Annotated in this window: 15 protein-coding genes, 1 tRNA gene and 1 riboswitch; of the genes, 10 read left to right on the top strand and 6 right to left on the bottom strand. The window is 42.4% G+C overall.

Annotated features, from left to right (window positions below; genetic code table 11):
* Window position 1: 1 nt before the first annotated feature.
* On the bottom strand, window positions 2–787 hold the full coding sequence (locus CYLST_RS15705) for an SDR family NAD(P)-dependent oxidoreductase (RefSeq protein WP_015208706.1): 786 nt from the start codon (window positions 785–787) through the stop codon (window positions 2–4).
* 202 nt (window positions 788–989) lie between these two features.
* On the opposite strand from CYLST_RS15705, the gene CYLST_RS15700 reads away from it, so the two are divergent.
* From CYLST_RS15700 to CYLST_RS15680, 5 genes are all read left to right on the top strand, one after another.
* A complete protein-coding gene (locus CYLST_RS15700; protein WP_015208705.1) occupies window positions 990–2240 on the top strand; it encodes an ATP synthase subunit B family protein in 1251 nt (416 codons plus the stop codon).
* 65 nt (window positions 2241–2305) lie between these two features.
* A tRNA-Val gene (locus CYLST_RS15695) sits at window positions 2306–2379 on the top strand.
* Window positions 2380–2504: 125 nt separating this feature from the next.
* Window positions 2505–3653: a tyrosine-type recombinase/integrase gene (locus CYLST_RS15690; protein WP_015208704.1), complete on the top strand. Its 1149-nt coding sequence runs from the start codon at window positions 2505–2507 to the stop codon at window positions 3651–3653.
* A gap of 692 nt (window positions 3654–4345) precedes the next feature.
* Complete coding sequence (locus tag CYLST_RS15685) at window positions 4346–4702, top strand: hypothetical protein (RefSeq protein WP_015208703.1); 357 nt, start codon at window positions 4346–4348, stop codon at window positions 4700–4702.
* A 164-nt stretch (window positions 4703–4866) separates the two neighbouring features.
* A complete protein-coding gene (locus CYLST_RS15680) occupies window positions 4867–5130 on the top strand; it encodes a WD40 repeat domain-containing protein (RefSeq protein ID WP_015208702.1) in 264 nt (87 codons plus the stop codon).
* On the opposite strand, the gene CYLST_RS15675 is transcribed toward CYLST_RS15680, so the two are convergent.
* Both CYLST_RS15675 and CYLST_RS15670 read right to left on the bottom strand, forming a co-directional pair.
* Window positions 5125–6336 carry a bifunctional cobalt-precorrin-7 (C(5))-methyltransferase/cobalt-precorrin-6B (C(15))-methyltransferase gene (locus CYLST_RS15675; RefSeq protein ID WP_015208701.1) on the bottom strand — a complete coding sequence of 404 codons (1212 nt, stop codon included), beginning with the start codon at window positions 6334–6336 and terminating at the stop codon, window positions 5125–5127. The genes CYLST_RS15680 and CYLST_RS15675 overlap by 6 nt on opposite strands.
* Before the next feature lie 43 nt (window positions 6337–6379).
* A complete protein-coding gene (locus CYLST_RS15670) occupies window positions 6380–7267 on the bottom strand; it encodes an Rpn family recombination-promoting nuclease/putative transposase (protein ID WP_015208700.1) in 888 nt (295 codons plus the stop codon).
* A gap of 89 nt (window positions 7268–7356) precedes the next feature.
* Window positions 7357–7526: riboswitch (cobalamin riboswitch) on the top strand.
* Between CYLST_RS15670 and cobG the strand changes: the two genes are divergently transcribed.
* The 5 genes from cobG (at window position 7501) to CYLST_RS36355 (ending at window position 12636) form a co-directional block, all read left to right on the top strand.
* Window positions 7501–9141, top strand: a complete 1641-nt coding sequence (gene cobG / locus CYLST_RS15665) for a precorrin-3B synthase (protein WP_015208699.1) — start codon at window positions 7501–7503, stop codon at window positions 9139–9141. It overlaps the preceding riboswitch by 26 nt.
* 47 nt (window positions 9142–9188) lie before the next feature.
* Complete coding sequence (locus tag CYLST_RS15660) at window positions 9189–9815, top strand: precorrin-8X methylmutase (RefSeq protein WP_015208698.1); 627 nt, start codon at window positions 9189–9191, stop codon at window positions 9813–9815.
* Window positions 9816–9817: 2 nt separating this feature from the next.
* The gene (locus tag CYLST_RS15655) at window positions 9818–10522 is read left to right on the top strand and encodes a precorrin-2 C(20)-methyltransferase (RefSeq protein WP_015208697.1); all 705 of its coding nucleotides are present in this window, start codon (window positions 9818–9820) and stop codon (window positions 10520–10522) included.
* Entirely contained in the window at window positions 10519–12273 is a 1755-nt protein-coding gene (gene cobJ / locus CYLST_RS15650) for a precorrin-3B C(17)-methyltransferase (protein WP_015208696.1), read from the top strand. The genes CYLST_RS15655 and cobJ overlap by 4 nt, the downstream gene beginning before the upstream one ends.
* A gap of 240 nt (window positions 12274–12513) precedes the next feature.
* Window positions 12514–12636 (top strand): hypothetical protein, encoded by a 123-nt coding sequence (locus CYLST_RS36355; RefSeq protein ID WP_015208694.1) that lies wholly within the window; start codon window positions 12514–12516, stop codon window positions 12634–12636.
* On the opposite strand, the gene CYLST_RS15645 is transcribed toward CYLST_RS36355, so the two are convergent.
* The 3 genes from CYLST_RS15645 to CYLST_RS15635 all read right to left on the bottom strand — a co-directional run bounded on the left by CYLST_RS15645 (window position 12633) and on the right by CYLST_RS15635 (window position 13828).
* Window positions 12633–13079 carry a hypothetical protein gene (locus CYLST_RS15645; RefSeq protein ID WP_015208693.1) on the bottom strand — a complete coding sequence of 149 codons (447 nt, stop codon included), beginning with the start codon at window positions 13077–13079 and terminating at the stop codon, window positions 12633–12635. The genes CYLST_RS36355 and CYLST_RS15645 overlap by 4 nt on opposite strands.
* A gap of 13 nt (window positions 13080–13092) precedes the next feature.
* Window positions 13093–13299, bottom strand: coding sequence for a toxin C-terminal domain-containing protein (locus tag CYLST_RS36795; protein ID WP_041233126.1), 207 nt, complete (start codon window positions 13297–13299; stop codon window positions 13093–13095).
* Between the two features lie 277 nt (window positions 13300–13576).
* On the bottom strand, window positions 13577–13828 hold the full coding sequence (locus tag CYLST_RS15635) for a hypothetical protein (protein ID WP_015208690.1): 252 nt from the start codon (window positions 13826–13828) through the stop codon (window positions 13577–13579).
* Window positions 13829–14096 lie beyond the last annotated feature (268 nt).

The following is a 14096-nucleotide window of genomic DNA, read 5'->3' as shown; positions in this document are numbered from 1 at the left end:
ATTAATTCGCTGATGATTTAAACTGTTTTGCCAAAATATTTACCAGAGATTCTCGTGGTAAAAATCTGTGCATATTGGCGATTAACTTATTTCCCAAACCACCGCTTACCACTGTAGAATCTCCCTTTTCTAAAGCTTGCAGGGCATCGCGTACCACTTCTTCAGGAGTAGATATCTTATTAGTTTTACCCGTTACAGATTTCGGAACCTTAGCTTCAGCAAAAAAGCCTGTTTCTGTTGGACCTGGACAAGCTACCAAGACACGAATGCCATAATCACGATTTTCTACCCATAGTGCTTGACTAAAACTAATAATAAAAGCCTTACTAGCTGCGTAAACAGAAAGGTAGGGCATTGGTTGAAATCCCGTAATTGAGGATACATTAATAATGCTTCCTGCACGGCGCTGCCGCATTAGGGGGAGAAATTTATGGGTTAAATCGACCAATGCCAGAATATTTAATTGAATCATCTTGATTTGCCGTTCTCCATCCCCTTCGGCAAAGTCACCATAGTCACCAAAACCTGCATTGTTAATTAACAAATCAATAGTTAATCCCTTGTCTTTGATAGCATAAAATACGGCATCAGTAGCATTAGCTTCTGTGAGGTCTTTAACTATCACCTCAACTTGAATTTTATATTGCTCTTGTAATTGTTTAGCTAGTTGGTTCAGTTTCTCTGTTGAACGAGCTACCAGCACAAGATTTGTCTTCCGGGCGGCTAGTTCTTGGGCAAAAGCTTTACCAATACCACCAGACGCCCCGGTAATTAAAGCTGTTGACATTCTAAGTATTATCTGATTTATTCCATCATCTTATAAATATTAGCAAGGCAATGCAGAGTTAATAGGCAGACAAATCAAGATTTTGGTCTGAATGATTTCCTGATTTTCATGGCTATAAGCTGGAATTTAGGTGATTTTTACCCAAAAAAAGTGGATTTAAGTCAGTATTAGGTAATACTTAATTCAGTACCAATAATAATTTATGACCTTTTTACACAAAATCTCCCAGAAAATTCTGCGTAAAAATTCTCAAAACAACTCTGGGATTAACCCTACCACCAGCCAGCAACCTGTCGTTCTCCAGGTGGGAGCAATATCACCACAGCAAACGGTTAAAAAAGCGAAGGGGGGTATATTTGGCAAAATTTTCTGGTTAGCAATACTTTTCGGCATTCCTGCGGCTGTGGTTTGGGTGGCAAATTTGCCTTATCCGGTAATTCGCCGTCCTGTGTCTAAGAATGCGCCGATTTTGCTAGCACCCAGCTATGTGAATATGGATAATCACTATCGACTGGCGTTAACTTCTTTGGAACAAGCAGAACAATTGATTGAACAAGCCACGAGTGCAGCGGATTTAGTTTTGGGAGAAGAAAAGCTGAAAGAGACAGAAAAACATCTGAATGAGTTGCCGACTTGGGTTGTTAATGATGGCTTAGAATATAGATATTGGTGGTATGACTCGCGATTTAGTGTTTATGGTTTTAATGCGGCTCGGAGCAAAGTTGGTTTGTTAGCCGCTAAGGTCTTTCAAGAGAAAAATGCTCAAACGTTGCTGACGCACAATACACAGGCGCTGTTGCTGGCAAAACAGGATTATCAACAAGCGACAACTGCAACAAGTAAGGCTTTGGCGATCGCTAATTGGCGAACAGCCCTAAATCAATTAGAGCAAATTCCTAGTCAAACCCTAGCCGGCAAAACCGCCCAAAATCAACTAGAAACCGACAAGCGCGAATTTGAGGAAATTATCGGTTTAGCCGCAGGAAGCGATCGCATCAGTGGATTAATCGCCGCAGCAAGGCAATTTTCTTGGCAAGCCGCTAAAGCTGGGCAAAATCCGCCCCATTCTGTTGTTGAATGGCAACAAATAGAAAATTTATGGTCAGAAGCAATTAAGCGACTCAAAGAAGTTTCTTCAGAAGATGTAGCAGGTTACGCCGAAGCGCAGAAATTATTGGCAACCTATGAAACTAATTTAGGACAAGTGAGAATCCGAAAGCAAGCCGAGGAAGATTCTCTAGCGGCTTTAGAGTCAGCGCAACGGGAAATCCAAAACTTACTCGCTTCCATCCCCAAAGATGCCAAGGATTTAGATCGCAATCGGGTAAGCAGCGATTTGCAAGGAATTATCAATCGTCTGGAAAAGGTGCAAAATGGGACTACAGCTTATCTAAAGGCTCAAGAACTATTACTCTCGGCAAAGAATAAACTCCGCCAGCTACAGCCAAAATAAATAAATTGCCTCTGGCTATTGACTCATTAGCAAAAAATATGCTATATTAGATATTCATTGCTTAAGGACGTATAGCTCAGTTGGTTAGAGCGCTACGTTGACATCGTAGAGGTCACTGGTTCGAATCCAGTTACGTCCATTCACAATTCATATACAGCAAGGGTTTCAGAAATAACTGGATTTGAAAACTTCCAGTTTACACCCTCTATTGACACAAATCTGACTTACTTTTAGTATCAGATTAGTATCCTAATTTTGTATCCTATGGCTAAGGCTCCAGCAGGAACTGTACACATAGAGTGCTTCAGAGACAGGTTGCGCCTAAGATTCACCCACAACAGTAAGCAGCACACTTTAGCTCTTAAACTAGCTGACACTCCAGTTAACCGCAAAGTGGCAGAGGGAATAGCCTCAGAGATAAGCAGAGACTTACTACTAAAGACTTTTGACTCTTCCAAGCTAATTAATTACAGGGGTGATACTAAACAAGATACTAATCAGGAAAGAGTCACTATAGGGGACATGTTTGACTTGTTCACTGCCCACCGCTCTAAAGGTAATGACCCCTTAACCTCTCAGAAATATACAGCAACTCTACGCTACCTAAAAGAGTTTGTTTGTGATAATGGAATAGATGTAGGGTGTCTAGCAGATAAGCCTGCTGAGTTTCTAGGTTCTGTATGCTCTGAGCAGTTTGCAGAGTGGGTTAGGCAAAAGTCAGGTGATAGAGTGTTTAAAGAGAGAATAGGTTTACTTAACGCTTGTTGGGAGTGGGGTAAATCTAAACATTGGGTGGGATCTAATCCTTGGTTGGAGATATACCAATCTATTAAGATTTCCCCTAAGCAGAAACCTAGACCTTTCACCTCAGCAGAAGTCAAGCAAATTATAGAAGCCTTCCAAAATGACCCACACTACAAACACTACTCAAGTTATGTTACCTTTGCCTTTGGTACAGGGATGAGAACTGGTGAGCTTAATGGACTACTTTGGAAGCATATTTCACCAGACTATAAAACTGTATGGGTAGGTGAAAGTTTAGGAAGAGGGAAAATAAGGAAAGCTGCTAAAAATCACAAGGATAGAGTTATCAGATTAAGTCCTAAAATGCAGCAGATATTAATAGAGAAAGGACTTAAGAATCCTGACCCAGAATCCTTTGTTTTCACTACAAGGCAAGGTAACCCTATTGATGATCACAACTTCTGTCAGAGAGCATGGAAAGCAATCTTAACAAGATTAGGTATCAGTTATAGAAAGTTCTACTACTCAAGGTCAACATACATATCTCATGCTTTGACTGCTGGTGTCTCTCCCTTAGAGGTAAGTGAACAAACAGGTCATGACACCAGGACAATGTTAAGGGACTATGCTGCCTGTATAAAGAAGACTGAAATACCAGAATACTTTTAAATTTGTTCTGAATAAAGTACTTAAGGGTAATTAAGTGATTGATTTACTAATCATTCAGTAAGTAGATTAAGCTGATTTAATAAGTAAATTGAAGAGATAAATCACTGAATTATCAGGTTATTAAAGGAAGGGGTAGGTAAATAAGCCTTAAAAAACCTACTTAAAATGGATGGTAGAAGATACCTGAAACCTAGTTAGCATAGGCTGTTGAGCCTTGTAGAGGGTGCTAATGAGAGGGCTGAATTGAGTGAGGTTGAAGCTTACTATATTAAGTTTACTTTGTCAAGTTGAGGGGGTTAAGTTTCCTTAATTTAGTCTGCTCAATTCAGTTTGCTTAAGTTAGCTCTCTTACTTTTTAGTAAGCTTAATTAGTTGATTTAATTTAGTTAGCTGAATTAACCCACTCAACTAAGGCAACTGAATTAAGTTTACTAAGAGTAGAGAGCTAAATCAGTTTACTAAAGGTAAGGAGACTGATAGTAGTTACCCTATGGTTAAAAGTTACCTTATGGTTGTACATGAGGGCTGGAGTATACTGCAATAAAACAAACTGAAGTTGGGTTGGGTCGACTATCAATCGCTAAGGACAATTGAATAATTGATTAGATTTGTAGAAAATTCTCTATAATTTGAGCACATTCTGACACAGTATGTAACAATTAGATATCCACCAGGTTAAGCAAGTAAATAAAATGACTGATAAGAAACCTAACCAAAAGGAGCTACCACCTTTAGAGAATACAATAGAGGAGCTAATTGAGTACTTTAAACCTTATCTAACAAAAAATTATGAAGATTATCATACTTTAGGGGGAAACACCAGTAATAACTGGGTTGATATAGGGGAGGAATCTCTTAGTGGACATATAGAAGAAAAGTCAAAGATTATATTCAATGAATATGGTATGCAAGTACTTTGGATACCAGCCTGGATTGAGGGAATGCTGGCATTAGTAAGAAGTGGAGGCAATGTTGAGGGTGTTTTACAATTCATAAGAGACTGGAAAGGCTACTATCCTAAGCCAAAATGGACTCCTATCCAGAAATAAACTAAATAACTCAAAGTGCCAGTAAAACCCCTTCTAGCAGATAAGGGTTAGATTATTATTACCTCAATTTTAGTTGAACTTAATCAATAGATAACAATAACTTAAGTTAAACCTAGTTAACTGTAAACATTAGTTATTAGTTAATTAACTGTTTTTAATTAATAATGTTTACTGTCACAACTCAAGAATTGCTGACGATTCAGGCGCATTCAGATGTTGTTGACGGTATTGCCTTTAGTCCAGATGGTCAAACTTTAATTAGTGGTAGTCGTGACAAGTCGATTAAATTTTGGGACGTAAAAACTGGTGAACTAAAAGCAACTATTACCGAAGGTTTGGCTAAGGTTTATGGAATTGCGTTGAGTGCAGATGGTCGGTATTTAGTGAGCAGTGATAATCAGAAAACTATTAAGGTTTGGCAGTTATAACTTTACTGCTACCCATTGTGTCACAGTTGCCATTCCCCGCCAACCTAAAAATTTACCAATGGGTTCAGCGCGTTGAATCGTAATTCGGGTGAAATTACCGCCTAGTTTTTCGTACCATTGAAATAAGGTTTGCTCACCTTCAAGAGTGACAACATTCGCCACTATTCGCCCACCTGGACGCAATGCTTCCCAGCAAATATCAAAAAGTCCCGGTGCTGTCACCCCACCACCAATAAAAATAGCATCTGGTTTGGGTAAGTCTTTGAGGACATCTGGCGCTTTACCTGCGATGATTTGCAGATTTGGCGTACCGAGAGATGCTGCATTATCAGCAATATAATTTAGTCTAGATGAATTTTGTTCAATGGCGATCGCACGACATCGAGAATGACTCCGCATCCATTCAATGGAAATTGAACCACAACCTGCGCCCACATCCCATAATAATTCCCCTGGTAAGGGCGCTAAGGTTGATAAAGTAATCGCCCTCACTTCTCGCTTTGTTAGCTGTCCATCATGGTGATAGGCAAAATCTTGCAGTCCTGGTAATCTGGATAAAGCGATAACTCCCGTATCTGCGATACAATCAATGGCGATCGCATTTAAAGCGGCGATTTCTGTCTCTTTCCAAGATGCCGCAAGGCTTTCAACTATCCGTTCCTCAATCCCACCCATCCGTTCCAAGACAGTGATTTTGGTATCACCATAACCGCATTTTGTCAATATCTCCGCCACAATTCCCGGCGTTTCTTTTCCCTCACTCAAAATCAATAATTTCCCACCGGGATAAATGTAAGATTTCAGCAAAGCGGGTGGACGTCCGCATAAACTCAGAGTTTCCACTTCTGTTAATGACCATCCCAATCTAGCGCAAGCGAGGCTAAAGGCTGAAGCTGCGGGGATAATTGTGATTTCTGAGATGGGAATGCGTCGTGTGAGAGTCGCACCAATGCCGTAACACAACGGATCACCACTTGCTAATATACAAATTAATTCACCCCGCCGCTGGATAATTTCTTCTACTGTGGCGCTAATTGGGGATTTCCAGGGGATTTTTAGGCGTTGGTCATTGGGGGGTAACATAGCCAAATGGCGATCGCCTCCCACCAGAATTTTAGCTTGGTTAACTAGAGAAAGTGCGATCGCGCTTAATCCCTTTAACCCATCTTCACCTATTCCAACAATCGAAAGCCATTTCTGCGTCATATCCTCTGTAGTTAGCAATTTGCATTTTGCTAACCATTTTGTTTTATTGTGTTTCCAGCCAAACCGCTAAATCATCCAAACTCACAAAATCTAACAAAGCTTCCCCCAAAGCTTCCAACTGTTCCAGCGATAAACTCGAAATCTGAGAATTTAACTCACTAGAAATTTCACCAAATCGCTTAGTCAGTAAACGTAGAACAAATGTTCTTGCCTCCTCTTGCTTACCCTCTTGCTTACCCTCTTGCTTACCCTCTTGCTTACCCTCTTGCTTGCCCTCTTCTTTGACGTCTTGATAAAATCGAGTTTGCTGTAAAGTGATACCCAACATGGCCTCTATCTCCAAACGACTTAAACGAGTGAACCGATAAGACAGAATCGTGGTGATAATCTCTATTATGGCGTTATTGCCTTCTGCTTCCCGTAATTCCTGCTGGGAACGGTTGAGCAAATACCGCGCTGCTGCTGGTGTTTCCTCCTCTCCTAGGGTTGTTAACACCAATAAACCCACCTCAAGGGGTAAATCTTCAATTTTCCCCAATTCATCCAAATATACCTGATGAACTTGATCACTTTCTAAAAGACATCTGTAGGGTTCAATTTTTCCCTGTTCAGTGCTGCGAGTTGGATAAATCACCACTGCTTGCCAGTTGCGAAACCGCTCCCTGTTACGATAAAAGTATAAAAACAACTCCCCAAACAAACGCTCATACAGTTGTTCATCCTTTTGAAACTGTATTTCACAGAAATAAACAACCCCTGCACCCTCTGTTTCTGGTGGTAGAAAAACACCGTCAATTTCAAATTTAGGTTCTTTTACCGCTACTGAGTCAAAGCGGTAATTAGCCGCATTCTCAGGTGCATCTTCTAGTAAATCAAATAACAGCCTTGGATATTGTTGGAAAAGAGCGTAAAAAATCGAGTCCCGTCGCATATAGCTTGAATCAAACCCTCCCCATCTTTTTCAAATTATCGTGTTTAGGTGTTCGAGAGTTGAAAAATTACTTTTTGCAACATTTAAACCGCTAAATACCTCCTTGTGGTAGACTGCTAAATCTTAGAGTTGGGAAACTCCGGTTAAATTCCGGGACTGTGCCGCAGCTGTGAAGAGAAGGCAAAAAGTGAAAGAAAAGAATTTTCGTTTTACTTGTTAGTTTCTGAGTCAGAATGCCAACGCTAAGAAGTTTATCAAGTTCTGTCTCTGCGTCACACGGGGAAGGAGTTAAAGTTTTGCTGTCTGGTTTTACTAAATGTCCTGGCTTGTTTTACGCCACACCCGCCCAAGATGGTATATTGTCTCGCATCAGAATACCGGGGGGGATTCTTGAGAGTAAACAATGTGATGCGATCGCAGATATAGCAGATCAGTTTGGTGGTGGTTATGTTGATGTGACTAACCGTGCTAACCTGCAAATTCGGGAAATTCATCAAGGGATCAACGCTGAAGTACTCCAGCGTCTACAGGATATCGGCTTAGGTTCTGCTAATCCTGCTGTAGATCATATCCGTAATATTATGACCAGCCCAACAGCGGGTATTGATTCTCAGGAATTAATCGACACTCGTCCTTTTGTCCAAAAATGGAATCAGTATATTGGAGAAAATCCGCATTTATCGGGACTATCAGCCAAATTCAGCGTTTGCTTTGATGGTGGTGGGAAAGTTTCGGTGCGCGATCGCCTGAATGATATCACTTTTGCTGCTGTGTTAGTTGACAGTGATGTCTACTTCCGGCTTTATCTGAGTATTGGTGATTCGGGAGAACTACCCAGGGATATGGGAATAGCGATAGCGAAGCGCTGCTGCTTTCAGCAGATCGCACCAGAGGAATGTTTGCCAGTTTTGGCAGCTTTAGCTGATGTCTATTTAAATCATATCGATTCTAGTAATTCCCGTAAACCACGTTTGCGAGAAGTTGTGAATAGTCTAGGTTGGGAAAATTATCTTCAGGAAGTCAGAAAAAACCTAACCCCCCAACCCCCTTTCCTACCTCTCCCTAACCCTCCCCTACGAGGGGAGGGAAAAGGAAAAACTTTTGTTGCAGGAAAGGAGGAGAGTTTCTCCCCTCTCCGTTTCCCAGAGGAGTTGGGGGAGAGGTCAGATTTTAAGTATCAACATATCGGCATCCATCCCCAAAGTCAGCCAGGGTTATTTTATATTGGTGTTGTCTTACCCCTTGGTCGCTTGGAGAGTTGGCAGATGCGGGGTTTGGCTGATTTAGCTCTAAAATTTGGTAGTGGTAGTCTCAGACTGACTCCTTGGCAAAATGTACTCCTCACCGATATTCCCCAGCACCAAGTTGCTGATGTTGAAAGTCAAATTACTGGCTTAAAGTTAGATTCCGCAGCAACGAGTATCAAAGGTGCATTAGTTGCCTGTTCTGGTAGTCGGGGTTGTGCCGCTTCAGCAACTGATACTAAAGGTCATGCATTGGCATTGACAGAGTATCTAGAAAATCGCATTACCCTAGACCGACCAGTTAATATCCACTTTAGCGGCTGTGTTAAATCCTGTGCCCAGCATAGTCAGGGTGATATTACCTTGCTTGGTGTCAGTGATGAAACTGTTGAAGGTTATCAAGTTTTTATTGGTGATGGTGACAGTAACCAGAAATTTGGGCGTCTACTCTATCAATATGTGACTTTTTCTGAATTACCTGCACTCATTGAGCGACTGTTAAAAGCATATCAAAGTCAACGCCTGAATTCTGATGAGTCTTTTGGAAAATTTTGCGATCGCTTCCAGCGGGGCGTAGCCCATCGCGAACAGCGGGCCGCGTTGCCTATCGCTATGCTTTCACCCAATTAAATCAGATATTAACTACAGTTGCACACAGACCAAAATCTCAAATCTAAATGCCAGACTATATCCGAGATGCTAACGAAATCTACCGTAATTCTTTTGCCATCATCAGGTCAGAAGCGAACCTGGATGTGCTGCCATCTGATGTGGCAAAAGTTGCCGTTCGTCTCATCCATGCCTGCGGAATGACTGATATAGTTAATGACTTGGGTTATTCGCCAACGGCTGTGCAAGCGGGAAGGGCAGCAATGGCTGCGGGTGCGCCGATTTTGTGCGATTGCCGGATGGTTGCCGACGGGGTGACACGGCGAAGACTGCCAGCAAATAATCAAGTTATCTGTACTCTCAATGAACCGCAAGTACCAGAAATCGCCCAGCGGATGGCAACTACAAGGTCAGCGGCTGCCCTAGCATTATGGCGATCGCATCTTCCAGGGTCAATAGTGGCGATCGGCAATGCCCCCACAGCGCTATTCCGGCTATTAGAAATTCTGGATGAGGGGGCGGGACGCCCGGCATTGATTTTGGGCTTTCCCGTGGGCTTTGTCGGTGCCGCAGAATCAAAGGCAGCATTGGCAGCAGACAGCCGAAATGTACCCTTTTTCACTTTACACGGAAGACGCGGCGGTAGTGCGATCGCCGCCGCCGCAGTTAACGCCTTGGCAACGGAGGAAGAATAATCATGAAAAGCGGCGGTCGTCTCTACGGAATTGGTGTCGGGCCAGGAGATCCAGAACTATTAACCCTGAAAGCACTGCGGTTATTACGTGCAGCCCCGGTGGTTGCTTATCAATCGGCAAGCGATCGCCCAAGTATTGCCAGGGGCATTGTGTCACAATATCTGACTGGCAATCAAATTGAAGTACTGTATCATCTCCCCCGCGCCTTAGAACCAGAAAAAGCTAAATCCATTTACGACCAAGCAGTTGAACCAATCGCCGCCCATCTGGCAGTCGGTCGGGATGTAGTGGTACTGTGCGAGGGAGACCCGTTTTTCTACGGCTCATTTATGTATTTGTTCACCCGGTTATCTGACCAGTATGAAACAGAAGTAGTCCCCGGCATTTCTTCCGTCATGGCAAGTCCTGTAGCCTTGGGCTTACCCTTCACCTACTACACCGATATCCTCACAGTTCTACCCGCCCCACTCCCCGCCGAAGTGCTGATCACACAACTATTAGCAACCGATGCCGCAGCAATTATCAAACTGGGTCGCCATTTTACCAAAGTGCGGGATATCCTACATCAGTTAGGGTTGGCATCGCGGGCAAAATATATTGAGCGGGCAACAACGTCACAGCAGCGGATTGTACCTTTAGATGAAGTTAATCCCGATGAAGTCCCCTATTTCTCGATGATCGTCATACCGACCAAAAATAAATTATGAGCACAAGGGTTGCACCCGCCGTCGTGGTGCTGGGTGAGAATAGTGTGGCAATAGGGCGGCAAATCATGCGCGTCTTACCAGGGGCGACTCTCTACGGTTTAGCAGGACGCACCTCAGCAGTTGATGTTAGCTTTACGAATTTTGGCGAGACGCTACGGGAATTGTTCGCAGCCGGAACGCCGTTGATTGGCATTTGTGCCGCAGGTATTCTCATTAGAACACTGGCACCGATGCTGATTGATAAAGGACTTGAACCCCCAGTGTTAGCCGTAGCTGAAGATGGTAGCGCTGTTGTTCCCCTTTTGGGTGGACTCAACGGGGTGAACGATTTGGCACGCCTCATTGCCGAAGCGCTGGATATACAAGCGGCAATTACGACCACAGGCGATTTGCGTTTTCGCACCGCGCTGTTTTCTCCTCCCCCTGGATACCGTTTAGCCAACCCTGAAGATGCTAAAAAATTTATCTCAGATTTACTGGCCGGGGCGCAAGTTAAGCTGGAGGGGACAGCACCTTGGTTGAGTGATAGTCGATTGCCGATTGATCCCAAGGGAGATTTAACTATCCAGATTACAGAACAGTTGCCAAAGATCACAGCCAACTGTCTTGTATATCATCCCGCAACAGTGGCGATCGCTATTAGTGGTGTTGTAGGGCGGGAAAAAGAAACAGTGGCATTAGTGCGGCAGCTACTGACTGATGCTAAACTTTCCCCCGCATCAGTGGCAGGTATATTTGCACCCCTGACTATATCTGCTGAATCGGCAATCCACGCCGTAGCTAATGCCTTGAAAGTACCTACTCGCTTCTTTAATACAACTGACCTAGCAGCGTTTCTCTCCCAAGGTTATAGCCCCGCCCAAGCCGCAGCCCTGGCCGCCACAGGTGCATCTGGGCAACTAATTTTCCCCCCCTCGGACTCTCCATATTCTCCTTTAGCGATCGCCATTTCCCCCCAAATCATCGACCCCAGCACCAAAGGTCAACCACGGGGGCGATTAGCAATTGTTGGCACAGGCCCCGGCAGTCAAGAGTGGATGTCACCCCAAGTAAAAGAGATACTTCAATCAGCAACCGACCTAGTGGGTTACAAAACTTACTTAGATTTAATCGGTTCTCTGGGTGATGGCAAGCGACGCCATGAGTCCGACAATCGTCAAGAAGAAGCGCGGGCAATGATGGCACTGGATTTGGCGGCAGAGGGACGATATGTTGCCGTAGTTTCCTCCGGTGACCCTGGCATCTATGCAATGGCCGCAGCAGTGTTTGAGGTACTAGACCGCCATCCCCGACTGGAATGGCAAACCATCGAAATTCAGGTTGCACCGGGTATTTCTGCCATGCAGGCAGCAGCAGCAGCAATTGGCGCACCTCTGGGGCATGACTTTTGCGCCATTTCCCTTTCTGACATCTTGAAGCCTTGGGAAATTATCAAACAACGCATTGCCGCCGCCGCTCAAGCTGATTTTGTCATTGCCTTCTATAATCCTGTCTCCAAAGAGCGCACTTGGCAACTAACAGAAGCCAAAGACATTTTGTTGCAGTATCGAACACCCGACACTCCGGTAGTGCTAGCAAGGAATCTCGGCAGACCAGGACAGACAGTTAAAGCGATCGCCCTTGAACAGTTAGAACCCGCAGATGCCGATATGCGAACCATCATTCTCGTTGGTTCCACACAAACCCGAAAGATCCGGTGCAGCAATCATAATGTATGGGTTTATACGCCGCGTCGTTATACTGGTGCATAAACTTGATTGGGGTTTGGGGAATTAGGGGTATGGGCATGAGGCAGCGCGTTGCGAGATTCAACATTTCTGCACATGGCGCAAGGGATACCTTTTAGCTTGAAATGCAAATATTTCTGCAAACCCATAACTTCTTAATCTATCAAGAAATTTATTAAAATAGGATATTTCCACCACATTGTGAAAACCATAGCTATCATACATTGTTTCTAACATCTTTAGCATCTTTGTAAGAGGATGGATATGCAAATCATCCTTGTCTGGCAAAACTTTGAGTATTATTTAGATAGCAACTTTAATTTAGTGGCTAAAGTTGTCTCAAAAGCTAACTACTGCATCAAGGAAGCAGTAGAAACATTTTTTTAAGTATTTAAAAAACTTTCCAAACTTAAAATATTAGTTTTCCATTCAGAAATCGATTCTCCCTCATCATTATATTGTTTTCTTTTTGGTATATAATCATACATTTTTTGTATATTAAACGGTTCCACCAAATCTTGTAAAAATAAAACTTGGTTTTGAATATGAACATTTTTAGCATCTCTGTAGAATAACCACCATACTATAAAATTTGCTTCTTGGGGATTATACATTGAAGTTATTAAACAGGAATTGGCAACTTGATTAAGCATCATACGCTGAATGGATCTTCGCCAATGTTCTTGATACTTTTCTTTTGTCCAAAATGACAAAGGAGAGAAAAAAGATTCTTCAAAATCATTAATTTTTATTTTTCCCAAGCAAACTTTATCTTGATATTCTGAACTAAAAAAGGGTGGTGATATAAACTTAATATCAAATTTATTCATAATTCTAATATTATTACTTGCTTATTTTATTAAGAATAGCATCATAAGTTCCTAAACGATTTCCTTTTTTGTCAAACTTTTTCCAAACTCCTCCTTTATATTGATCTACACCAGGACTAATATACTCATTACCCCTTTGAGCTACTGGCTGAAAGTCAGATTTATAATTAGTGTGAGTAAAGCCAAATCGCTTCGCTAGACTCTCATAATCTAGGAACAAAACCCAATATTAATTAGCTACTCAAAATCGAAATAATTGTTGGGTTTTACTTTGTTCAACCCAACTTAGATAATAGTTTATCAATTGTTTGCTCAGTTAATTTCAAGAAAATAAGCGAAACAACTTTGTTGCTGTTTTTGTGAATTTCTTCAATTACTGTTTCCAGATTCATATCAATCTCCTATCGACCAATTAATTTGAGTAATCTTGTTCCACAAATTTTGTCCATCGTTGAGAATGTTACCTGTAAATAAACTCTTAAGTATATCCCAGACCATCACTGCATCTGAAGTCTTGGTGTCCTAGCTGGGGACGGGCGGGGTGTAAGTTTTGAGAAATCTATAAAGCCATCTTTATACTGCTGTGTCTCTTCTCGTTGAGCCTCTTTTGCAGGCGTTTGGTCTTGTTGGGGCGCTACTTCCTCTGTTTTGGGCTGAACGACAAAGCGACGCGGTGCGAATTGATTTGACGCTGGTTTGTTTGAGGAATTGGAAGAATTTTTTGAGGTTCTGTGCTGCCTGCTATACATTTATCCAATCCTCGAAGTAGAAATTTTTACACGTTATTCCCAGATATCACTTTTGATGATTTCCGCCTTTCACCCAACTTACTAGCACCAACAATTACAACCTAACTACAACGACAGCAAGTGGTTAAACTTATAGTTCTCTGCTGCTGACTCACTCAGTTGTTTCAACAGCTTTATAGAGAATATTTTTTAGTCTTATCGCTCAGTATATACTCTATGTTGTTTTTTTATATTTTTCTCTGAGTAAAAGAAAAAAAGCTTCATTGTT

The sequence above is a fragment of the Cylindrospermum stagnale PCC 7417 genome (genome assembly GCF_000317535.1).
Lineage (GTDB): Bacteria > Cyanobacteriota > Cyanobacteriia > Cyanobacteriales > Nostocaceae > Cylindrospermum > Cylindrospermum stagnale.
Note: the sequence above shows the minus strand (reverse complement) of the source record. Positions and strands in the feature narration are given on the sequence as shown.

Excerpts from the sequence above, each read along its gene's own strand:
- CYLST_RS15705 (WP_015208706.1), bottom strand. The coding sequence starts at position 787 with ATGTCAACAGCTTTAATTACCGGGGCGTCTGGTGGTATTGGTAAAGCT.
- CYLST_RS15700 (WP_015208705.1), top strand. The coding sequence starts at position 990 with ATGACCTTTTTACACAAAATCTCCCAGAAAATTCTGCGTAAAAATTCT.
- CYLST_RS15690 (WP_015208704.1), top strand. The coding sequence starts at position 2,505 with ATGGCTAAGGCTCCAGCAGGAACTGTACACATAGAGTGCTTCAGAGAC.
- CYLST_RS15685 (WP_015208703.1), top strand. The coding sequence starts at position 4,346 with ATGACTGATAAGAAACCTAACCAAAAGGAGCTACCACCTTTAGAGAAT.
- CYLST_RS15680 (WP_015208702.1), top strand. The coding sequence starts at position 4,867 with ATGTTTACTGTCACAACTCAAGAATTGCTGACGATTCAGGCGCATTCA.
- CYLST_RS15675 (WP_015208701.1), bottom strand. The coding sequence starts at position 6,336 with ATGACGCAGAAATGGCTTTCGATTGTTGGAATAGGTGAAGATGGGTTA.
- CYLST_RS15670 (WP_015208700.1), bottom strand. The coding sequence starts at position 7,267 with ATGCGACGGGACTCGATTTTTTACGCTCTTTTCCAACAATATCCAAGG.
- cobG (WP_015208699.1), top strand. The coding sequence starts at position 7,501 with ATGCCAACGCTAAGAAGTTTATCAAGTTCTGTCTCTGCGTCACACGGG.
- CYLST_RS15660 (WP_015208698.1), top strand. The coding sequence starts at position 9,189 with ATGCCAGACTATATCCGAGATGCTAACGAAATCTACCGTAATTCTTTT.
- CYLST_RS15655 (WP_015208697.1), top strand. The coding sequence starts at position 9,818 with ATGAAAAGCGGCGGTCGTCTCTACGGAATTGGTGTCGGGCCAGGAGAT.
- cobJ (WP_015208696.1), top strand. The coding sequence starts at position 10,519 with ATGAGCACAAGGGTTGCACCCGCCGTCGTGGTGCTGGGTGAGAATAGT.
- CYLST_RS36355 (WP_015208694.1), top strand. The coding sequence starts at position 12,514 with ATGCAAATCATCCTTGTCTGGCAAAACTTTGAGTATTATTTAGATAGC.
- CYLST_RS15645 (WP_015208693.1), bottom strand. The coding sequence starts at position 13,079 with ATGAATAAATTTGATATTAAGTTTATATCACCACCCTTTTTTAGTTCA.
- CYLST_RS15635 (WP_015208690.1), bottom strand. The coding sequence starts at position 13,828 with ATGTATAGCAGGCAGCACAGAACCTCAAAAAATTCTTCCAATTCCTCA.